This is a genomic window from Streptomyces sp. Y1, from assembly GCF_041053115.1.
GTDB classification, from domain to species: domain Bacteria; phylum Actinomycetota; class Actinomycetes; order Streptomycetales; family Streptomycetaceae; genus Kitasatospora; species Kitasatospora rubellomurina.
In genome coordinates, this window is record NZ_CP163445.1 from 8493691 (window position 1) to 8513299 (window position 19609).

Consider the following 19609-nt stretch of genomic DNA (forward strand, 5'->3'; position numbering starts at 1 on the left):
ACAGTGAGGTGCTGCACGCCCGTGCCGCCGCGGCCCTGCACCTGCTCGGCCACGGCGAGGACGGCATCACCGCCGCCATCGCCGTCGGCACACGACCCACCGGCACTGACCACACCCCCGCGCGCCCCACCACACCGACGCACGCCCGAAGGAGAGACGCCATGGCAGGCAAACCCGCCTACCTGTACGGAGACGACCCCGTGGAGATCAACGCGGGCCGGGACAAGGTGCGCCTGCCGGTGAGCAACACCGGCGACCGCGCCGTCCAGGTCGGGTCGCACTACCACTTCTTCGAGGTCAACCGGGCGCTGGAGTTCGACCGCGAGCAGGCGTACGGGATGCACCTGGACCTGCCGGCCGGCACCGCGGTCCGCTTCGAGCCCGGCGACACCCGCGAGGTCGAGCTGACGGCGTACGCCGGGAACCGTCGCCTGGTCGGCTTCAGCGGCCTGGTGAACGGCGGGCTCGGTTCGGCACACACCCGCGCCGCGGCGCTGCGCCGCGCGGGCGAACTCGGTTTCCGGGGCACACGGATCGAGCACACGGAGGGCGAGCTCTGATGGCGATCATTGCGCGCAAGCAGTACACCGACCTGTTCGGCCCCACCGTCGGCGACCGCTTCCACCTGGCGGACACCAACCTGGTGGTCGAGATCGAGCAGGACCACAACCAGGGCCACTACGGCGACGAGGCCGTCTACGGCGGCGGCAAGGGCATCCGGGACGGCATGGCCCAGGACCCGGCCGCCACCAGCCTCCAGGGCGCCCTGGACCTGGTGATCACCAACGTGATCGTGCTGGACGCGGTGCTCGGCGTGGTCAAGGGCGACATCGGCGTCAAGGACGGCTTCATCACCGCCGTCGGCAAGGCCGGCAACCCGCGCCTGCAGAGCGGCGTGCACCCCAAGCTGGTGATCGGCCCGGGCACCGAGGTGATCTCCGGCGAGCACCTGATCGCGACCGCCGGCGGCATCGACACGCACATCCACTTCATAGCGCCGCAGCAGGCCCAAGAAGGCCTGACCAACGGCATCACCACGCTGATCGGCGGCGGCACCGGCCCCTCCGACGGCACCAACGGCACCACCTGCACGCCCGGCCCGTGGAACACCGCCCGGATGTACCAGGCGGTGGAGGACCTGCCGGTCAACGTCGGCCTGCTCGGCAAGGGCAACGCCTCACTGCCCGAGGCGCTGCGCGAGCAGGTGGAGGCCGGGGTCTGCGGACTGAAGGTGCACGAGGACTGGGGCACCACCCCGGCGGCCATCGACGCCGCGCTGCGGGTCGCCGACGAGTACGACGTGCAGGTGGCGATCCACACCGACACGCTCAACGAGTCCGGCTTCTACGAGGACACCCTGTCGGCGATCGACGGCCGGACGATCCACACCTTCCACACCGAGGGCGCCGGCGGCGGCCACGCCCCGGACATCATGCGGATCGCCGGCGAGCCCAACGTGCTGCCCTCCTCGACCAATCCGACCCTGCCCTACACCGTCAACTCGATCGACGAGCTGCTCGACATGGTGATGGTCTGCCACCACCTGAGCCACGACAGCCCCGAGGACGTCTCTTTCGCGGACTCGCGGGTGCGCTGCGAGACCGTGGCGGCCGAGACCGTGCTGCACGACGAGGGCGTGATCAGCATCTTCTCCTCCGACTCGCAGGCGATGGGCCGGATCGGCGAGTCCTTCGCCCGCGCCTTCCAGACCGCGCACCACTGCAAGGACCAGCGCGGCAAGCTGGCCGGCGACAGCGAGCGCAACGACAACTCCCGGGTGCTGCGCTACCTGGCCAAGCTCACCATCAACCCGGCGATCGCCTCCGGCACCGCCGACCACCTCGGCTCGCTGGAGCCCGGCAAGCTGGCCGACATCGTGCTGTGGCCGATCAACTCCTTCGGCGCCAAGCCGAAGCTGGTGATCAAGGGCGGGATGATCAACTGGGCCCTGATGGGCGACCCGAACGCCTCGCTGCCCACCACCCAGCCGATCCACTACCGCCCGATGTACGGCGCGATGGGCCGGGCCCGGCAGGCCACCCGGGTCTCCTTCATGTCCCAGGCCGCCGTCGACCTCGGCGTGCCCGCCCAACTCGGCCTCCGGAGCAAGGTTCTGCCGGTGCGGCGCTGCCGCACCGTGGGCAAGCAGCACATGGTGCGCAACGACGCGACCCCGCGGATCGAGGTCGACCCGCAGACCTACCGGGTCACCCTGGACGGCGAACCCGCCACCATCGCCCCGGCCGAACGCCTGCCGCTCAACCACCTCTTCTACCTCGCGTGACCGCGGCCCTCGACAGCCTGCTTCTCTGCCTCCAGCTCACCGACTCGGCCTTCCCCAGCGGCCTCTACACCCTTTCGCACGGACTGGAGGGCTTCCACCAGGCCAAGGCGGTGGACCCGGACAGCATGCCGGCGCTGCTGACCGACCTGCTGCGCCACTCGGTCGGACCGGCCGATGCCACCGCGCTGGCGCTGGCGCACCTCGCGGCGGGCGCCGGCGACTGGGACGCCGTGGTCGAGGTGGACCAGCGGCTGCACGCGAGCAAGCTCAACCGCGAGCTGCGGCTCGCCGCCACCCGCACCGGCCGGCAGATGCTGGAGACCGCCCGGCCGGCGATCGGCGGCGAGGCACTGGAGCACTACGCCGAGCTGGTGGCCGCCAAGCGGACGCCCGGCTGCCAGGCGGTCGCGGCCGCCGTCGTCTACGCGTCCGGGCGGGTGGCCGCCGAACAGGCGGTGGCGAGCGACCTGTTCGCCTTCGCGGTCAGCTTCACCGGCGCCGCCCTGCGGTTGCGGCTGACCGACCACCGCCGGGCGCAGGCCACGCTGCGGGCGACGGCCCCGGTGATTCGCGAGGTCACCGAGGCCGCGCTGGCACGGGAGTTGGCCGACCTGGGCGGGTGCGTCCCGGTGGCCGACGCCATGTCGGGCCGCCATGAGCGGTCCGAGGCACGGATGTTCGCCACCTGAGCGCTCCGGCGCAAGCAGGCAAGGCACAAGGCAAGGGAGGAAGGCGGGACATGACCGACCACGTGTTGCGGGTGGGGTTCGCCGGACCGGTGGGATCCGGCAAGACGGCGCTGATCGAGGCGCTGGTCCCGGTGCTGATCGACCGGGGCCGGCGCCCCGCGGTCATCACCAACGACATCTACACCCAGGAGGACGCCCGGCACGTGCGCCGCAACCTGGCCGGCCTGCTCGACCCGGCCAAGGTGGTCGGGGTGGAGACCGGCGCCTGCCCGCACACCGCCGTCCGCGACGACCCGACGATGAATCTGGCCGCCGGCGCCGAACTCCTGGAGCGCTTCCCGGACATCGACACCCTGCTCTACGAGTCGGGCGGCGACAACCTCACCCTGACCTTCAGCCCGGTGCTGGTCGACATGTTCTTCTTCGTGCTGGACACCGCCGAGGGCGAGAAGATGCCCCGCAAACGCGGCCCGGGCATCACCGACTCCGACGTGCTGGTGATCAACAAGATCGACATCGCCCAGTACGTCCGCTGCGACCTGGACGTGATGACCGCCGACGCCGACCGGGTGCGCGAGGGCCGCCCGGTGGTGCTCACCAACAGCCTGACCGGCGAGGGACTGGAGAAGGTCGCCGAGCTGCTCGAGTCGTACCGCGGAGTCACGGCGTGACCACGGCGGCCAGGCTGGCCCCGGCCCACTACGAGCCCCCGCGCGTCCCCGGCGCCGTGCTGCGGCACGCCGGCCGGCCGGCTGCGCTCGGGGTCGGCCGACCGGGCAAGATCGGCCTGCTGGAGCTGGGCTTCGAGCAGGCCGGCGGGCGGACCGAACTGGTCACCCGCTACCAGAAGTCGCCGCTGCAGATCATGCGCCCGCTCTACTTCGACCCGCTCCGCCCGGACCTGGCCGTCACCTTCCTGATGTCCACCGGCGGCGGCATCGTGCAGGCCGACCGGCTGCGGCTGGACCTGCACTGCGGTCCCGGCACCGCCGTCCACCTCACCACCCAAGCCGCCACCAAGGTGCACCGGATGGACACCGACTACGCCACCCAGCAGGTCTTCCTCACCGCGGCGCAGGACAGTTACGTCGAGTACCTGCCCGAGCCGACCATCCCGCACCGCCACTCGCGGTTCTACCAGCGCACGGTGATCACCGCCGCGCCCTCGGCCACCGTGCTCGCCGGGGAGACCGTGCTGGCCGGCCGGCTGGCCCACGGCGAGCGCAACGCCTACCAGGTCTTCGCCACCGACCTGGAGTGGCGCAGACCGGACGGCCGGCTGTTCGCCCTGGACACCGTCCGCCTGGAGCCCACCGGCTCCGGGACCACCGGCCCCGCCGTGCTCGCCGGGCACGACCTGATGTCCACCTTCTACGCCGTCACCCCGCTGGTGTCCGCCGACGAGATCGCCGATGCCCTGCACGAGGCGCTGGCGGACAGCGGCCTGCTGTACGGCGTGAGCGTGCTGCCCGCGGACGCCGGCGCGTGGCTGCGCGTGCTCGGCAGCGACCCCCCGACCGTCACCGCGGCGCTCCACCGAGCCTGGGACACCGTCCGCAGACTGCTGATCGGCGCACCGGCCCCGGCACTGCGCAAGTCCTGACCGCCGGACTGCGACCCGAGGACGGGCATCACCCGGGATCGCGTGCGGGAGATCGCCGAGGCCGTCCTCCGCGTCGCCGACGACGGTTCCCGACCATGCCGACAGGGTGGTCCGGGCGCCCTCACCCGAGCAGGTGACAGGCATGCACGCAGCGGTGCGGCGCCAGGGCCCGCCAGCGTGGGCGGGTCGACGGCAGCTCACGACGCGCTAATTTGGGGCATCCCCCAACAGAGGAGCGCCCCGTGGGCAAGGTAGTCATGTACGCCTCGGTGTCGGTGGACGGCTTCATCGCGGACGAGAACGACCAGCCCGGACCGCTGTTCGACTGGTTGACCAGCGGTGACGTCCCGTTGGACGAGAGCGGCGAGCTGAAGGTGGCGCAGACGTCCTACGACTACATCCGGCCGTACTGGGACCGGATCGGGGCGACGATCGCCGGCCGCCACGTCTTCGACCTGACGGACGGCTGGGACGGGAAGCCCCCGAGCGGCATCGACCACGTGGTCGTCGTGACGCACCGGCCGGCGCCCGAGGGCTGGGACCCCGAGGCGCCGTTTCACTTCGTCGACGGCGTCGAGGCGGCCGTGGCCAAGGCGCAGGAGCTCGCGGGTGAGCGCATCGTCGAGGTCGCCGCCGGCGACGTCGGCGGCCAGGTGCTTGCCGCGGGCCTGGTCGACGAGGTGCGCATGGACGTCGTACCCGTCGTGTTCGGCTCCGGCAAGCGCTACTTCGGGTCGGTCCACGCGCAGCACCTGTTGGAGGACCCTGACGTGGCGATCCAGGGCAACCGGGTGCTTCACCTGCGCTACCGGGTGCGCCGCTGACCGACCCGAGCGGCCTGCGCACCGCCGTCCCCGCCCGGGCCGCCGCGGGGAGCAGCGGGCGGCCGGGGGAGTCCGGGGTCGTGACGCGGGCCGTCCGGCCAGGCCGATGTCCAGTCGGACGCAACTTCTTCGCGTTAAGCTGTGCGCATGAGTGCCCGAGCGACCACACGCCCCGGCGGGCGCAGCGCCCGCGTCCAGCAGTCCGTGCATCAGGCGGTCCGTGACCTGGAGGCGGAGGTGGGGCGGGACGCGCTCACCGTGCCGCTGATCGCCGCCCGTGCGGGAGTCACGCCGTCCACCGTCTACCGGCGCTGGGGGGACCTGCGGGAACTGCTGTCCGACGTGGCCGTGGAGCGGTTGCGCCCGGAGGCCCCGCCGGCCGACCACGGCAGCCTGCGGGCGGACCTGGAGGCGTGGGCGGTGCAGTTCGCCGAGGAGATGTCCTCGACGGCGGGCGCGGCCTACATCCGTGACGCCCTGCTGGGCGACCCCGAGCAGGGCAACGCGGCCCGCTGCTCCGACTACGCCGCCGAGCAGTTGAAGGCCATCGGCGTGCGCGCGGCCGGGCGGGGGGAGGCCGTGCCCGGCGTGGAGACCCTGTTGGACGTCGTCGTCGCCCCCCTGATGTACCGGATCCTGTTCCGCCCTGGCGACCTGTCGGAGGATTACACCGGTCACCTGGTGGCGGCGGCGCTCGGCCGTCTCGCGCCTCCTCCCGCTCCTCCCGCCGCGTCTCCTCCCGCCGAGGCGCACAAAAGCTAAATATTTGCGTTTTGGTGGAGGGCGAGCCTAGAGTGCTAAACGCAAAGCATTTGCCTTAAGGCTCAGAGGTGCTTCCATGCCCAGCGTCACAGCCCTGCCCTCCCGCCCCCGCCGCCTGCCCGTGCTGGGCCGCCGCGGCGCCTTCCCGCTCCACGCCTCGGTCCTGGTCGGCCTGTTGGCCGCCTCCAGCGCCCCGACCCCGCTCTACGCGCTCTACCAGGCCGCCTGGCACTTCTCCGCCATGACGCTCACCCTCGTGTTCAGCGCCTACGCCCTCGCCCTGCTGGTGGCGCTGCTGACCGCGGGAACGCTCTCGGACCACCTCGGCCGGCGCCCGGTCCTCGCCGCGGCGCTGCTGGCCGAAGCCGTCGCGATGGCCGCCTTCGCCACCGCCCGGGGAGTACCGGCACTCATCGCCGCCCGGATCCTGCAGGGCCTGGCCACCGGCGCGGCCACCAGCGCCGCCGGAGCCGCCCTGCTCGACTTCGAGGACCCCGACCGCCCCGGCCGGGCCACGCTCGCCAACGGCACCACCCCCGCGGTCGGCATGGCGGCCGGGGTGCTGGCCGCCACCGCCCTCGTGCAGTACGCCCCCGCCCCCACCCGCACCGTCTACCTGCTGCTCCTCCTCCTCTTCACCGCGCAGGCCGCCGCAGTCCTGCTCACCCCCGAGACCGCCCGCCCCCACCCCGGCGCATGGCGCTCGCTGCGCCCCGCGATCGCCGTCGCCCCCGCCTCCCGGCCGGCCCTCGCCCTCGCCACGCCCGGCATCGCCGCCGCCTGGGCCCTGGGCGGCTTCTACTCCTCCCTCGGCCCCTCGCTCGCCCGACTCATCGACCCGCACACCGCCCCCGCCACCGGCGGCCTGGTCTTCTTCACCCTGACCGCCGCGGCCGGCCTCGCCGGCCACACCGCCCGGGCGCTGCCCGCCCGCACCGTGAGCCTCGCCGGCACCGCGCTCCTGGTCCCGGGAGCCCTGCTGACCCTGAGCGCCCCCCACCTGCACAGCCTGTCCGCGCTGTTCGCCGGCACCGCCCTGGCGGGCGCGGGCTTCGGCGCCGTCACCCAGGCAGCCCTGCGCCTGCTGCTGCCCCCGGCCGCCCCCGGCGAACGCGCCGGCACCCTCGCCGCCTACTACGTCCTCAGCTACCTGGCCATGAGCATCCCCGCGGTCCTCGCCGGCCTGCTGACCAACCTGTACGGCCTGTGGACCGCCGTCACGCTCCACGCCGCGACCGTCGTCCTACTGGCCCTGACCGGCCTCGCCCGCACCGCGCGGCAGCCGCGCACCGCCTGACCGGGCCCTGCCGCCCCGCACCCGAAACCGCCCCGCACCGCACCGGCCACCGCCCCGCCCCGTCCCGTCCCGACGAAAGGACCCACCGATGAGCACCGCCACGCCCCGCCAGGCCACCCCCTCCACGACCACGGGATGGAGCCTCGGCGACATCACCGTGCGCCGCATCGACGAGATCGAACTGCCCCGCGAGACCGGCCCCTGGCTGCTGCCGGCCGCCACCAAGGACGTCCTGGACGAAGCGCCGTGGCTGCGCCCCGACTTCGCCGACGCGGACGTCCCGCGGCTCGCGAGCCACAGCTTCGCGGTCGAGGCCGGCGGTCTGCGGATCCTCGTCGACACCGGCATCGGCAACGGCAAGAACCGCGCCAACCCGGCCTGGAACGCCCTGGACACCGACTTCCCGGCGCGGCTGACGGCGGCCGGCTTCCCTCCCGAGTCCGTGGACCTGGTGATCACCACGCACCTGCACACCGACCACGTCGGCTGGAACACCCGCCTCGTCGGCGAGGACTGGGTCCCCACCTTCCCCCACGCCCGCTACCTCACCAGCCGCACCGAGTGGGACCACTGGGCCGGCACCGACCTGGACGAAGCCCGCGCCCAGATGTTCCGCGACTCCGTCCACCCCGTCCGCGACGCCGGACAGTACGACCCCGTGGCCGTGCCCGAGCAGGGGCACGAGGTGGCGCCGGGCGTCCTCCTGGTCCCGGCCCCGGGCCACACCCCGGGGCAGGTCGCCGTGGAACTGCGCGGCAGCCACCGCCGGGCGCTGATCACCGGCGACAGCATCCACCACCCCGTCCAGCTGTCCCACCCCCACGTGCACAGCTGCGTCGACACCGACCCGGCCCAGGCCGTGCGCACCCGCGCCCGGCTGCTCGAAGCCCTGGCGGACACCGACGCCCTCCTCCTGGGCACCCACTTCCCGCAGCCCACGGCCGGCACCGTCCGCCGCGAGACCGGCCACTACCGGCTGCTCGCCGAGCCGGGCACCGACCTGCCGCCCACCGCGGCCTGACCACGCGGCCCGATCACGCGGCCCGATCACGCGACCGGCGCCGCCCGGCCGCCCCCCCCGCGGGCCCGCCGAGCAGCCGCGGCGCCTGCGGCCACCTCAAGCAGACCCCCGGCCCTTACGGCCTCGGCTCCTGCGCCGCTCCACCCTCGACCGAGAAGGAGAACCTCCATGCCCACCGCCGAACTCACACCACCGGAGGCCGCCCGCTGGGCCGCCCGCGCCGGACTCGTGCTGCCCGCCGAGCGCCACGCCGCGGTCGCCGCGGTCGCCAACCACATCCACAGCGTCGTCGCGGTCCTGCGCGAGCTGGACTTCGCGGACGTCCCGCCCGCCGCCGCCTACCGCGCCGGACAGGAGGAACACCATGCGGCCGCATGAACTGTCCCTCGCCGCCGCCGCCGACGCGATCCGCGCCCGGCGACTGTCCCCCGTCGAACTGGTCGACTCCGTCCTCGACCGCCTCGACCGGGTGGAACCGCACCTCGGCGCCTACGTCACGGTCACCGCCCAGCAGGCGCGCCGGGCCGCACGCGAAGCCGAACACGAAGCGGCACACGGCCGTTACCGGGGACCGCTGCACGGTATCCCGATGGCACTCAAGGACCTGATCGACGTCAGCGGGATGGCCACCACGGCCAGCTCCCGGGTCCGCGCCGGCCACCGCGCGACAGCCGACAGCACCGTCGCCACGCGCCTGAACGCAGCCGGCGCCATCCTGCTCGGCAAGACCCACACCCACGAGTTCGCGTTCGGCCTGACCACCCCGCAGACCCGCAACGCCTGGGCCCGCGACCGGGTCGCCGGCGGCTCCAGCGGCGGCTCCGCGGTCGCCGTCGCATCGGGCACCGCGACCTTCGCCCTGGGCACCGACACCGGCGGGTCGATCCGGGTGCCCGCCGCGCTCAACGGGGTCGTCGGCCTCAAACCGACCTACGGCCTCGTCCCCCGCCACGGCGTCACCTCCCTGTCCTGGTCGCTCGACCACGTCGGTCCGATCACCCGCACCGTCGAGGACGCCGCCCTGGTCCTGACCGCGCTGGCCGGACACGATCCGCGCGACCCCGCCTCGCTGCCCCAGCCCGCCACGCACTACCGGCCCGGTACGGGCACGGACCTGACGGGGCTGCGCATCGGCCTGCCGCGCAGCTACTACTTCGACCACGTCCACCCGCAGGTGGAGGCCGCCGTTCGGCACGCCATCGGACAGCTGGAAGCCCTGGGCGCACGCCTCGTCGACGTCGACATCCCGATGACCCGCTACATCCAGGCCACCCAGTGGGGCCTGATGGTGCCGGAGGCCGGCGCCTACCACGAGGGCAGCCTGCGCACGGTCCCCGAGCTGTACCGGGACGACGTCCGCGTCCTCCTGGAAGCCGGCGAACTGATGACCGCCGGGGACTACCTGCGCGCCCAACGCTCCCGCACACTCATGCGCGCCCAGTGGGCACGGATGCTGGAGGAGGTCGACGTGATCGCCGCCCCGAGCGTCCCGACGACCGCGGTCGGGGCCGGCGAGGAGACGCTCACCTGGCCCGACGGCACAGTCGAGAGCGTCTCCGACGCCTACGTGCGCCTCTGCGCCCCCGCCAACATCACCGGGGTACCCGCCCTGACCGTCCCGGTCGGCCACGACCCGGCGGGCCTGCCGATCGGCATGCAACTGCTCGGCCGCCCCCTCGGCGAACCCGTCCTCCTACGGGTCGGCCACGCCTACGAGCAGACGCAACCCGCCCGGACACTCGCCCGCGCGGCCTGACGAACGCCCCGGACGGCGGGCCCCGCCGGCTTCGCCACCCGGGCCGGGGCGGCACCCGACCCGAGCGCCCGGCCGGCTGCCGCGCCCACGCCGCAGCCCCTCGGCTTCGCCATCCACGTTCGCCATCCACACCGCGACGATGCCGGCGGCCGACGTCTCTGGTACCGGTAATGGGGACGGCACCGCACCCGAGACGCAACGCACCCCCGGCGCACGGGAAGGCCGGGCATGCCCGGCCCTCCCGTCCGCTTCCCGCACGAGAAGGAGGAACGCCCCGTATGAGGAAAGCCCTGAACGACCTCGACGCCCGGCTGTTCGTCACCGTGGCCTCCCGCCGCCTGCGCGGCACCGACCCGTGGCTCTCCCGCCTCAGCCGCGCCGCCGACCACGGAAAGCTGTGGATGGGCGGCGCGGCACTGCTGGGCGCCACCGGCAACCGCACCGCACGGCGGGCCGCCCTGCGCGCGACCGGCTCCCTCCTGCTCGCCTCCGCCCTCGCCAACATCGCCGCCAAGGGCCTCACCCGCCGGCCCCGCCCCGCCCTCGACCCCGTGCCCGTCGTGCGGCGCCTGCTCAAACAGCCCGTCACCAGTTCCTTCCCCTCCGGGCACTCGGCCTCCGCCGCGGCCTTCGCCACCGCCCTCGCCGTCGAATCACCGCTGCTGGGCGCCATCGCCGCTCCCGTGGCCGCCGCGGTGATGGCCTCACGCGTCTACGTCGGCGTCCACTACCCCGGCGACGTCCTGGCCGGAGCCGCCCTCGGCGCGGGGACGGCCGCGCTCACCCTGCGCTGGTGGCCCCGCCGCAGCGACCACCCGGCCGACACCGCCGCCCCCGCCGTCCGGGCCCCCGCACTGCCCACCGGCGCCGGCCTGCACATCGTGGTCAACGGCGCCTCCGGCGCCACCCCCCTCACAGCCCCCGACAGCCGCGGGCGCTCCGTCGAGGAGGAACTGCGCCGGGAACTGCCCGACGCCGACATCCGGCTGTGCGAGGACGGCGACGACCTGGCCGCGCTGCTGGAACGGGCCGCGGCCCTCGCCGCGCAGTCCGGCGGGGCCCTGGGTATCTGCGGCGGAGACGGCAGCGTCAACCTGGCCGCAACCGTCGCCGTCCGGGAACACCTTCCACTGGCGGTCTTCCCCGGCGGCACGCTGAACCACTTCGCCGTCGACCTGGGCACCCACAGCCTGCGCTCCACCGCCGACGCCGTCAAGGCCGGTACCGCCCGCGCCGTCGACATCGCCTCGGCCACCGGCGACCACGGGCAGCGGCACGTGTTCCTCAACACCTTCAGCATCGGGATCTACCCCGAACTCGTCCGGGCCCGCGAACACCTGGAGGACCGCCTGGGCAAGTGGCCCGCCCTCGCCGTCGCCCTCGTCCGCGTCCTGGCCCGCGCCGAACCCGTACGACTGACCGTCTCCGGCGTCCCCCGGACCCTGTGGATGCTCTTCGCCGGCAACGGCACCTACGACCCGCCCGGCTTCGCCCCCACCCACCGCACCAGCCTGGACGGCGGCCGGCTCGACATCCGCGCCGTCGACGGCAGCCACCCCTTCGCCCGCACCCGCCTCCTGTTCGCCTTCCTCACCGGCACCCTCGCCACCTCCCGCGTCTACCGCGAGGCACGCCTGTCCGCCCTCGACCTCACCGACCTCCACGAGGTCCGCCACCTCGCCGTCGACGGCGAAGCCGTCCCCGCCCCCGACCGGCTGCGCCTGTCCAAGGCCACCGCCGCACTGACCGTCTACCGGCCCGAACACCCCGCCATCCCCTGAACACCCCGCCCCCCGGCGCGAGCGCCGGGGGGCTCGGGGGGCCACGGCGTCGTCGCCGGGGCGGACACCGGGCCCCCGGGCCCCCAGGTCCCCAGGCCCCCAGGTCCCCACGTCCTCAGGTCCGCGACGGCCGGTCGTCGCCGGACCCCGCACGACGGCGCGAGCGGCGCCGGCGCAGATACCGCACGAGGAACGCGACGGCCACCAGAACAACCACCGTCACCGCCGTGACCCGCCCGACGGTGCCCTCCACCCTGGTGTAGACGGCTCCGGCGAAGTAGCCCAGAAGGGTGAAGCCGACACCCCAGGCCGCACCGCCGAGGGCGTTGTAGAGCAGGAAACGCCGGTACGCCATGCGGGAGACACCCGCCAGGGACGGCACCAGGGGACGGAAGAAGGCGACGAACCGGCCGAAGAAGACGGCGGCCGGCCCGCGCCGGCGGATCAGCTCGCGGGCCTTGTCCACCCGCTCGCGGTGGCGCCGCAGCGGGCGGGTGCGCAGGAGCGCCGGGCCGAGGTGGCGGCCGATCTCGTAGCCGGCGGAGTCCCCGAGGACGGCCGCGCAGACCACCACCAGGACCATCCAGCCGACCGAGACCCTGCCCTGGTCGGCGAGGAAGCCGCCGAGGACGGCGGCCGTCTCGCCCGGGATGAAGAAGCTGAAGAACAGGGCGTCCTCGGCCAGGACCATGGCACCGACGACCGCGTACACGACCGGGCCGGACAGGCCGTCCAGCCAGTCGATGATCGAGTGCATCGGCCACACCTCGTCGGGGATCGGAGCCCCTTCCCGCCCAATGTAACGCCCGCCCCCGGCCCCCGGCCCCGCGTCCTCCCCGCCCCGGGCCCCGGCCCCGCGACGGTGGCCTTCCCCCAGCCCAGGGGACGGGCAGCCGGCCGCACGCCGCGCTACGGCCGGTGACGGGACAACGTGCGGCACCCGGTGCAGCGCCGCGCTGCTGGACCTCGTCCTTAGCGTCGACCGGGAGGAGTTCGTCCTGGTGGAGAGCGACCCCGCGAACGGACTCCCCATCGGCATCCAGTTCGCCGCGGGGTACGGGCGCGAGGACCTGCCCTTCCGGCTCGCCGGGCAACTGGAGCAGGCGGCCCCGGCACCGGGTGACGCCCTCGGGACGACGGAGCCTGACGCCTCGTCCGACGCCGCGCGTGACGCGTCGCCAGGCGGCGCGACTCCGTGCGCCGGCGGGCATCCGCCAGTGCGCGCAGCGGCAACCACCGTGACCACGAAGGACGAGACTCCTCACACGAATCACGCGAACGCCACGTACGGAACGCCGGACGTCGCAGGTAAACGGCAGGGAGATCGTTGTGTCTTTGGTTCGTCAGCGTATGGCCCGCGGCTGGCGCGCGATGCTGGCCGCGCTCGCCGGGGTGGTCCTGGTACTGGCCGGCACACCCGGTCCGGCGCAGGCCGCGGAGACGGAGTGGATCAGTCTCGACGGAAATCAGTCACGGGTGCTGTCGGCGGTGTACTCGGTGACGATCAACGGTGCCACGTACGACGTCGCCCGGGGCACGGACAGCAACATCTGGTTCCGCTACAACGGCGGGAGCTGGCACCCGCTCGGCGGAAACAACGCCTCCCGCACCACCTCGCCGCCGCGCATCGTCGAGTTCCCCCCGGGGCGCGCGATGGTCGTCATCCGAGGCACGGACGGGGAGATCTGGTACAGCCAGGCGAACAACGGGTCCCTGAACTTCTGGACGGACTGGGTGCGGCTCCCCGCCGGTGCCAACGCGATCGGCAGCCCGATCCTCACCATCAGCTCGGCCACCCGGGACCTCATGATCGAGGCACCGAACACCTACCGGCGCATCAACACCACGTTCCTGAGGAACTACAACGGAACACTGACCTCCAGCGGCTGGCGGGTGGACTCGCACGCGCTCCTCGGCACCAACGCCACGGACATCGAGGGCGACAGCCAGATCGCCGTCTACGGCACCGAGTACTACCGATCGGTGCTGCGCAGCTTCTTCACGGGAACCGACCACCACGTGTGGCGCGAGACGACGGATCCCACGACCGGCGCGGTCCTGGACCTGTCCGAGGTGAACGGCGGCGGCGAGTGCGCCAGCGGCGTGGGGGCGGCGCGGCTCGGGAACCAGTCCACCGTGGTCGGCCCCGGTCAGCCGGGCTACGCCGAGCAGCAGCGCGTCATGATCTCCTGCATCGGAAACGACGGATACGTGTGGGAGACCACGTCGAGCGACGGCGGCCGCACCTTCGACGGCTGGCGCCGCCCGGCCGGTTCCCCGGCCCCGTCCGCCTCGACACCGGCGGTGTTCCCGACACCCCTGGGGAACACCTCGTGGACGATCACGATCAGGTGGAACGGCGCCAGGAGCGGCCTGTTCCCCGACAACGCGGTGATCTCGAAGCGCATCTGGTAGACCCGCCGGCCGCAAGCGGAGGAGACCCGGCGCGCCCTGCCCCCAACGCACGCCGGAGGGCGTGAACCGCCGAGCCTGCTCAGGGCGGGCTGCCGACAGCCCGCCCTGCCGCCGCCCGTCCTCGGCCGTGCCGGGTGAACACCGCCGCCTCGACGCCGTCGAGCTATTCCAGGGCCCGCTGCGCCCGGTCGTCGCCGCCCAGGCTCTCCAGCAGGGCGCGGGCCCGTTCCTGCGGGTGCTGTTCCGCAGCGACGGCCCCGGCACCGACTCCTGTGTGTGGGCGGGTCAGCCCGCTGCCCCCACCGTCGGCCGGACGGCGACCGCATCGATCTCGAAGAGCATCCCCGGCAGGGCGAGCGAGGCGACCCCGCTGAGCGTCTGCGCGGGCAGCCGGTCGCCCCAGGCCCCTGCCAGGGCCTTGCCGAGGACGGCCAGCTTCTCCGGGTCGTGGTCGACGATGTACGAGCCGAGCCGGACCACGTGCTCGAAGCCGAGGCCGACCCCGGCGAGGGCGGTGCGCAGGTTGGTGAGGGCGAGCTCCACCTGGGCGGCGAAGTCGCCGGGCACGACGTGACCGCTGGCGTCGGAGGCGTACTGGCCGCCGATGAACACCGGTTCGCCGGGCGCGGAGGCGGCGTGGCTGTAGCCGAACGGCGTCGGGTCGTGCAGGCCGGGCGGGTTGGTGATGGTGCGGGTGTCGGTCATGGGGTTCCTTCCCTGGTGTCGGGCCGGGCTCGGTGCCGGGCGGTCTACGGCTCGGACCGGGCGGCTTTTGCCCGGGCGTCGCGCCAACTCGGCGACTCCAGGAAGTGGTTGTCGAAGAGGTCCTGCTTGGCGAGCAGTTCCTCGACCGTCGCCTCGCCCGCGCGGATCCGCTCCAGTAGGCGGAAGTAGTCGAAGCGCTCCACCCCGGGGGTGATCACGATCAGCAGGTCCGTCCCGGAGTCCGGCGCCGCCGCGAAGGCGTGCGGCAGATGGGGCGGCACCACCACGAGGTCGCCGCTCCGGGCGGTGACCACCTCGGTCCCGACCAGCACCTGGGCCGAGCCGTCGACGACGAAGAACAGCTCCGAGGACCCCCCGTGGTAGTGCGGAGTGGCGCCGTCCTTGCCGCGCCCCAGCGTGACGCGCAGGGTGCTCAGGGCGCCTCCCGTGGCGCTGGAGTCCGCCAACAGCCGCCCCTCGCCGCCGAGCATCCGGATGGTCTCGGCTTCGTCGCCCCGCACCACCACGGCTTCCGGTCCGATCAACGTCATTGCCCTCTCCCCGCAGCGAGCGATCCGATAGTTCCCTGCCTGATAGTACTGCGTCTAACTATCTCCCATCGAATAATATGCCCCCATGGATCACGTGGACGTCATGCTCGACCAGTGGAGGCGGGAGCGCCCGGACCTCGACCTGGCGGCGGTCGGCACCATCGGCCGCCTCGGCCGCTTCGCGCTGCTCGCGGGCCGGGTCATCGAAGAGGTGTTCAAACAACACGGCCTCCAGCGCGGCGAGTTCGACGTTCTCGCCACCCTGCGCCGCTCCGGCGCGCCGTACGAACTGATGCCCTCCGAACTCGCCGCGCTGCTGCTGATGTCGCGGGCCGGCATGACCAGCCGGATCGACCGGCTGGAGTCGGCGGGCCTGGTGGAACGCAGCACCGACCCGGCGGACCGGCGCAGCGTCCGCATCGCCCTCACCGCGGCCGGACGCGCCCTCGTGGACGCCGCCTTCACCGACCACGCGGCCAACGAGACCGCGCTGCTCTCCGGCCTCTCGGGGGAGGAACGGGCCACCCTGGACGGGCTCCTGCGCAAACTGCTCGCCGACGTCGAGGGCGCGGAGAACCCCGCGCCCTGACAGCCCGCCCGACGCCACGCCCGAGGTGCACGACGCCGGCGAGGCCGTGAAGGCGGAGGCGAGCTGTAGTTCGCGAACGGCGGCCCGCGGGCCGGTCGAGTCACGTTGAGTAGTGTGACGTGGCAGGCCAACTGTCGGCCAGCCCTTCGTTGCTCGGGCCCGTGCTGCACGGCCACGCCTCCCTTCCCGCCTGCTACCGCCCGGGCGCCGAGGCCTTCATCACGTGGGGCTACCCGGACGAGGAGACCCACCGGCCAATCATGACGTGCTTCGGCCAATTCCTGGTCGAGCGTCCGCCATCCGCGTAAACCGTGCGGCACATGCCCTCCATCGCTGCCAGAGTGCGGTTCTGATCGAACATCAGGGGTGATTCGGGGGAAACATGACGCACCACCAGGGGGCGGAAGGCAACAGGCTTCGGGACGGTCAGGACGGCGACTCGGTCAGGCGAACCCGCCTCAGCCGTCAGACAGGCCTGCGGATCACCGAGCTCGCCTGCCATGACGATCACCAGTCATTCAGGCAGGCGACGACCGGCACGCCCGATGACGCAGTTCTGATCGTCTCGCTCGTCCGCTCGGGGGGTTTCCTGCTGCGCACGGCCGGGAGTGAGGACTTCATCGACCCGACGATGGGCTTCATGGTGGCTCAGGGCGGCGAGATGTCCATCGCCCACCTGCCCGGCATCCGCGATCTCAGCACCGTCCTGGAGTACCGCCAGGACATCCACGGCGAGTGTCCGGCGGCGGGCGCCGCGGGTGTCCTTCGGATCACCGCCCGCGTCGATGTCGCCCATCGAAGCCTGGTGGCCGCCTGCAGGGCGGGAACGGACGCGTTCGAGGTGGCCGAGCGAGTTCACAGCCTGATGGCCCGACTCGCCGGGGCCCGCTCACCCGCCCACGGCGGCCGCAAGGCATCCACCGCGGCAGCGCACCGCAGACTCGTCAGTCGGGTCTGCGCCGCGCTGACGGACGGTCCGCCCACTCTGGGGCTGGAGGAGCTGAGTCGGGAGGCCGGATGCTCGCCCTTTCATCTGAGCCGGGTCTTCCGGTCGGTCACCGGCCATACCCTCACCGGCTACCGCAATCAGCTGCGGGTGCGCGCGGTGACGGAGGAACTCGCCGCAGGACAGCCGCTGCGGGAGCTGGCGGCGAAGTACGGCTTCGCCGACCAGGCGCACATGACCCGCGTGTTCCGGCGCAGTGTCGGCGAACTGCCGGGAGCCGTGCGGGCCCTGCTGCAGCGGCCGCATCCCGCGGGCAAGGAGTGAGCAGGACCGTTCGACGCCCGCGACCACCGCGCCCCGAGGCCGGCTGCGCATCGGTCGGCCATGACCAGGTGCCCGGGCCGCCCTCGGTGGACACGGCGGCGCGGCAGGCCCGCCCGACGAAGTGCCTGGGCGGGCCTGCCGCGCAGCTCGGATCCCGGGGTGCTGTTCAGTGCTGAGTGATCGATGCGCAGTCCGGGACGTTGTTCAGGTGCGCGTCACCGCGGAGGTAGATGTTCGAGATCCATCCGGAGTTCTCGCCGAGGATGACGTACGTCCACCAGTTGTTGCTGCCGTAGACCGGGTCGGTGACGGTCTCGCCCGTAGCCTGGCAGACCGAGTTGAGCGTCTGCGCCGGAAGGGTCATGGTGCTCCCGTCCCGCCAGGGGCAGTTGCGGATGTGCACGGTGGTCCAGACGGACACCTGCGAGGTGACGTCGCTCGGGGAGGACGGGAAGCAGAACGTTGTCCCCGCGAGCGCGGGCTGTGCGGCGGCGGGTGTCGCACCCAGCAGTGCTGCGGCGAGTGCTGTCCCGGCTCCGAGGATGGTGCGCAGACGACGCATGATCCCTCCAGGATCGTTGATGACGTGAGGGGAGTCGGCCTACCACCAGTCGGTGCAGGTCACGTTGCCGGGCCAGAAGGAGCCGCAGGCCCGGAACCGGTAGGCCAGCTCGCTGCTGACGGTCTGAGCCGGGGTCGTGACGGGTTCACCCACCCAGATCGTGGTGGGCGAGAACGGGCCGCACTGGGTCCAGCTCTTGCCGCCGTCCTTGGTCCAGTCCATCCACACCTGCATGCTCTGGTCCGTGGCACCGGACAGTCGGGCCCAGCCCATCACGGGTCCGTAGGGGTCGCCCTTCTCCAGGCTGATCTCGACGTAGCCGCGCGGGGACCACCAGCCGACGGAGCGGACCGTCTGCTCCCCGTAGACCCGCTGGTTCGGGACGTCCTTGAATCCGTTCGCCCCTCCGGTGCACTCGGCAGCGGTGGCGTGCGCCGGTGCGGCCGGGCCGACCACGGCCGTGCCGACGGTCATCGCGATCAGGGCCACCGCACTGGCAGCGGCCTTCTTCATGCGCTTCAAGTCGATTCCTTCCGGAGTGAGTTGTCGAAGCCTTGGAGCTCGGTCAGGTCAGAATCCGAGCTTGCCCAGGGTGTTGTTGAGCAGGCCGGCGTAAAGCAGCGCCCCGCCGCGGGTGGGGTGCAGTGACTGCTGGCCGGCCATGTTGCTGAGCAGCACCCAGTGCCCGGAGTCACCGGGGGTGAAGTCGGTGCGAATCCAGTTGATGTCCTCGGGGTCTCCGCACGCGCCCTTTCCGGCGAACGCGTCGATCGCGTCGACGAAGGTGACGTCGATCGGACCGGAGGTGTCGCTGCGCAGCTGCTGCGCAGTCGAGGCGAACCGATCACGCATCAACCAGGCCATGGAAGCCATCCAGGTCATGCTGTCCTTCCAGTACAGCAGCTTGCATTTGGTGACACCGACGTCATTCATGAGGACCGGGTACCCCATCAGGACGATCTTGGCGTTCGGGGCCAGCCGGTGGATCGTTCGGATCGTCTGGGTCACACCGGGCACCACCTGGTTCTCGATGACCTTCGGTTCGACGGTCATCAGCATGTCCGTGTCGGCAGGCTGACCGGTGTCCGGGTCGGCGGGCAACACGGCTGTACCGCACTTGGATTCGAAGGTGCATGCCCTGGCCACCCGGGTGAAGCGGGCGTCGTTGCCACCGAGCGAGAGCGTCACCAGCGTGGTGTTCTCGTCCAGGTAGCCCTGGTCCAGTTGCGGGAGTTCGCCGAACTGGCCCCCTCCGGCGGAGCCGGGGGCTGCGGCTGGCAGGACGGTGCCGGTGGTGGCGCCGCTGCAGGCCAGCATGTGGTAGTCGATGCCGGGGTCGAACGCGTCGGCCCTGGCCCCGATACTGGCATATACCCCTTTCCATTATTCCTCCACTCCCCTTCTACTTTTTCTCTTATTCCTCCATTCCCATCCCTTATAACCTAATTATACCTACACTCTTATACTTCTAAACTCTTTCTTCTAACTCTCTTTACTTCT

General features: G+C 72.5%; 21 protein-coding genes. 15 read left to right on the top strand and 6 right to left on the bottom strand.

Translation table 11 applies throughout. The features are described from left to right. Window positions 1-161: 161 nt before the first annotated feature. The 12 genes from AB2U05_RS37175 to AB2U05_RS37230 all read left to right on the top strand — a co-directional run bounded on the left by AB2U05_RS37175 (window position 162) and on the right by AB2U05_RS37230 (window position 12017). Window positions 162-560 (top strand): urease subunit beta, encoded by a 399-nt coding sequence (locus AB2U05_RS37175; RefSeq protein ID WP_045701180.1) that lies wholly within the window; start codon window positions 162-164, stop codon window positions 558-560. Beyond that, window positions 560-2284: an urease subunit alpha gene (gene ureC, locus AB2U05_RS37180; protein WP_045710631.1), complete on the top strand. Its 1725-nt coding sequence runs from the start codon at window positions 560-562 to the stop codon at window positions 2282-2284. Before AB2U05_RS37175 ends, ureC begins: the two co-directional genes overlap by 1 nt. Beyond that, window positions 2281-2973 carry an urease accessory protein UreF gene (locus tag AB2U05_RS37185; RefSeq protein ID WP_045701153.1) on the top strand — a complete coding sequence of 231 codons (693 nt, stop codon included), beginning with the start codon at window positions 2281-2283 and terminating at the stop codon, window positions 2971-2973. Before ureC ends, AB2U05_RS37185 begins: the two co-directional genes overlap by 4 nt. Before the next feature lie 50 nt (window positions 2974-3023). Beyond that, window positions 3024-3644 carry an urease accessory protein UreG gene (gene ureG, locus AB2U05_RS37190; RefSeq protein ID WP_045701156.1) on the top strand — a complete coding sequence of 207 codons (621 nt, stop codon included), beginning with the start codon at window positions 3024-3026 and terminating at the stop codon, window positions 3642-3644. Beyond that, window positions 3641-4576, top strand: a complete 936-nt coding sequence (locus AB2U05_RS37195; protein ID WP_369185797.1) for an urease accessory protein UreD — start codon at window positions 3641-3643, stop codon at window positions 4574-4576. The genes ureG and AB2U05_RS37195 overlap by 4 nt, the downstream gene beginning before the upstream one ends. A gap of 242 nt (window positions 4577-4818) precedes the next feature. Further along, complete coding sequence (locus AB2U05_RS37200) at window positions 4819-5400, top strand: dihydrofolate reductase family protein (protein WP_369185798.1); 582 nt, start codon at window positions 4819-4821, stop codon at window positions 5398-5400. 147 nt (window positions 5401-5547) lie between these two features. Continuing rightward, window positions 5548-6162: a TetR/AcrR family transcriptional regulator gene (locus AB2U05_RS37205; RefSeq protein ID WP_045701162.1), complete on the top strand. Its 615-nt coding sequence runs from the start codon at window positions 5548-5550 to the stop codon at window positions 6160-6162. A 76-nt stretch (window positions 6163-6238) separates the two neighbouring features. Continuing rightward, window positions 6239-7459 carry an MFS transporter gene (locus tag AB2U05_RS37210; RefSeq protein ID WP_045710634.1) on the top strand — a complete coding sequence of 407 codons (1221 nt, stop codon included), beginning with the start codon at window positions 6239-6241 and terminating at the stop codon, window positions 7457-7459. Window positions 7460-7547: 88 nt separating this feature from the next. Then, on the top strand, window positions 7548-8480 hold the full coding sequence (locus AB2U05_RS37215; protein ID WP_369185799.1) for an MBL fold metallo-hydrolase: 933 nt from the start codon (window positions 7548-7550) through the stop codon (window positions 8478-8480). Window positions 8481-8648: 168 nt separating this feature from the next. Continuing rightward, window positions 8649-8858, top strand: coding sequence for a hypothetical protein (locus AB2U05_RS37220; protein ID WP_045700158.1), 210 nt, complete (start codon window positions 8649-8651; stop codon window positions 8856-8858). Then, window positions 8845-10236, top strand: coding sequence for an amidase (locus AB2U05_RS37225; RefSeq protein ID WP_369185800.1), 1392 nt, complete (start codon window positions 8845-8847; stop codon window positions 10234-10236). Before AB2U05_RS37220 ends, AB2U05_RS37225 begins: the two co-directional genes overlap by 14 nt. 278 nt (window positions 10237-10514) lie before the next feature. Beyond that, the gene (locus AB2U05_RS37230) at window positions 10515-12017 is read left to right on the top strand and encodes a bifunctional phosphatase PAP2/diacylglycerol kinase family protein (protein ID WP_369185801.1); all 1503 of its coding nucleotides are present in this window, start codon (window positions 10515-10517) and stop codon (window positions 12015-12017) included. 115 nt (window positions 12018-12132) lie between these two features. On the opposite strand, the gene AB2U05_RS37235 is transcribed toward AB2U05_RS37230, so the two are convergent. Then, window positions 12133-12774 (bottom strand): DedA family protein, encoded by a 642-nt coding sequence (locus tag AB2U05_RS37235; RefSeq protein ID WP_045700161.1) that lies wholly within the window; start codon window positions 12772-12774, stop codon window positions 12133-12135. A gap of 578 nt (window positions 12775-13352) precedes the next feature. Here AB2U05_RS37235 and AB2U05_RS37240 point away from each other — a divergent pair. After that, a complete protein-coding gene (locus AB2U05_RS37240; RefSeq protein WP_157882182.1) occupies window positions 13353-14432 on the top strand; it encodes a hypothetical protein in 1080 nt (359 codons plus the stop codon). A gap of 285 nt (window positions 14433-14717) precedes the next feature. On the opposite strand, the gene AB2U05_RS37245 is transcribed toward AB2U05_RS37240, so the two are convergent. Both AB2U05_RS37245 and AB2U05_RS37250 read right to left on the bottom strand, forming a co-directional pair. After that, on the bottom strand, window positions 14718-15137 hold the full coding sequence (locus AB2U05_RS37245) for a RidA family protein (protein WP_369185802.1): 420 nt from the start codon (window positions 15135-15137) through the stop codon (window positions 14718-14720). Between the two features lie 44 nt (window positions 15138-15181). Further along, window positions 15182-15688, bottom strand: coding sequence for a cupin domain-containing protein (locus AB2U05_RS37250; protein WP_045700164.1), 507 nt, complete (start codon window positions 15686-15688; stop codon window positions 15182-15184). A gap of 85 nt (window positions 15689-15773) precedes the next feature. Between AB2U05_RS37250 and AB2U05_RS37255 the strand changes: the two genes are divergently transcribed. Both AB2U05_RS37255 and AB2U05_RS37260 read left to right on the top strand, forming a co-directional pair. Next, window positions 15774-16277, top strand: a complete 504-nt coding sequence (locus AB2U05_RS37255; RefSeq protein ID WP_045700165.1) for a MarR family winged helix-turn-helix transcriptional regulator — start codon at window positions 15774-15776, stop codon at window positions 16275-16277. Between the two features lie 382 nt (window positions 16278-16659). Then, window positions 16660-17547 carry a helix-turn-helix transcriptional regulator gene (locus AB2U05_RS37260; RefSeq protein ID WP_369185803.1) on the top strand — a complete coding sequence of 296 codons (888 nt, stop codon included), beginning with the start codon at window positions 16660-16662 and terminating at the stop codon, window positions 17545-17547. Between the two features lie 166 nt (window positions 17548-17713). Here AB2U05_RS37260 and AB2U05_RS37265 read toward each other — a convergent pair whose 3' ends face one another. From AB2U05_RS37265 to AB2U05_RS37275, 3 genes are read right to left on the bottom strand one after another with little or no spacing between them, the layout of a single operon-like run. Further along, a complete protein-coding gene (locus AB2U05_RS37265; RefSeq protein ID WP_369185804.1) occupies window positions 17714-18109 on the bottom strand; it encodes a hypothetical protein in 396 nt (131 codons plus the stop codon). Between the two features lie 39 nt (window positions 18110-18148). Beyond that, window positions 18149-18631, bottom strand: coding sequence for a hypothetical protein (locus AB2U05_RS37270; protein ID WP_369185805.1), 483 nt, complete (start codon window positions 18629-18631; stop codon window positions 18149-18151). 48 nt (window positions 18632-18679) lie between these two features. Continuing rightward, on the bottom strand, window positions 18680-19471 hold the full coding sequence (locus AB2U05_RS37275) for a GDSL-type esterase/lipase family protein (protein ID WP_369186064.1): 792 nt from the start codon (window positions 19469-19471) through the stop codon (window positions 18680-18682). Window positions 19472-19609: the final 138 nt, after the last annotated feature.

Excerpts from the sequence above, each read along its gene's own strand:
- AB2U05_RS37260 (WP_369185803.1), top strand. The coding sequence starts at position 16,660 with ATGACGCACCACCAGGGGGCGGAAGGCAACAGGCTTCGGGACGGTCAG.
- AB2U05_RS37215 (WP_369185799.1), top strand. The coding sequence starts at position 7,548 with ATGAGCACCGCCACGCCCCGCCAGGCCACCCCCTCCACGACCACGGGA.
- AB2U05_RS37255 (WP_045700165.1), top strand. The coding sequence starts at position 15,774 with ATGGATCACGTGGACGTCATGCTCGACCAGTGGAGGCGGGAGCGCCCG.
- AB2U05_RS37245 (WP_369185802.1), bottom strand. The coding sequence starts at position 15,137 with ATGACCGACACCCGCACCATCACCAACCCGCCCGGCCTGCACGACCCG.
- AB2U05_RS37250 (WP_045700164.1), bottom strand. The coding sequence starts at position 15,688 with ATGACGTTGATCGGACCGGAAGCCGTGGTGGTGCGGGGCGACGAAGCC.
- AB2U05_RS37210 (WP_045710634.1), top strand. The coding sequence starts at position 6,239 with ATGCCCAGCGTCACAGCCCTGCCCTCCCGCCCCCGCCGCCTGCCCGTG.
- AB2U05_RS37235 (WP_045700161.1), bottom strand. The coding sequence starts at position 12,774 with ATGCACTCGATCATCGACTGGCTGGACGGCCTGTCCGGCCCGGTCGTG.
- AB2U05_RS37175 (WP_045701180.1), top strand. The coding sequence starts at position 162 with ATGGCAGGCAAACCCGCCTACCTGTACGGAGACGACCCCGTGGAGATC.
- AB2U05_RS37230 (WP_369185801.1), top strand. The coding sequence starts at position 10,515 with ATGAGGAAAGCCCTGAACGACCTCGACGCCCGGCTGTTCGTCACCGTG.
- ureG (WP_045701156.1), top strand. The coding sequence starts at position 3,024 with ATGACCGACCACGTGTTGCGGGTGGGGTTCGCCGGACCGGTGGGATCC.
- AB2U05_RS37265 (WP_369185804.1), bottom strand. The coding sequence starts at position 18,109 with ATGCGTCGTCTGCGCACCATCCTCGGAGCCGGGACAGCACTCGCCGCA.
- AB2U05_RS37205 (WP_045701162.1), top strand. The coding sequence starts at position 5,548 with ATGAGTGCCCGAGCGACCACACGCCCCGGCGGGCGCAGCGCCCGCGTC.
- AB2U05_RS37220 (WP_045700158.1), top strand. The coding sequence starts at position 8,649 with ATGCCCACCGCCGAACTCACACCACCGGAGGCCGCCCGCTGGGCCGCC.
- ureC (WP_045710631.1), top strand. The coding sequence starts at position 560 with ATGGCGATCATTGCGCGCAAGCAGTACACCGACCTGTTCGGCCCCACC.
- AB2U05_RS37225 (WP_369185800.1), top strand. The coding sequence starts at position 8,845 with ATGCGGCCGCATGAACTGTCCCTCGCCGCCGCCGCCGACGCGATCCGC.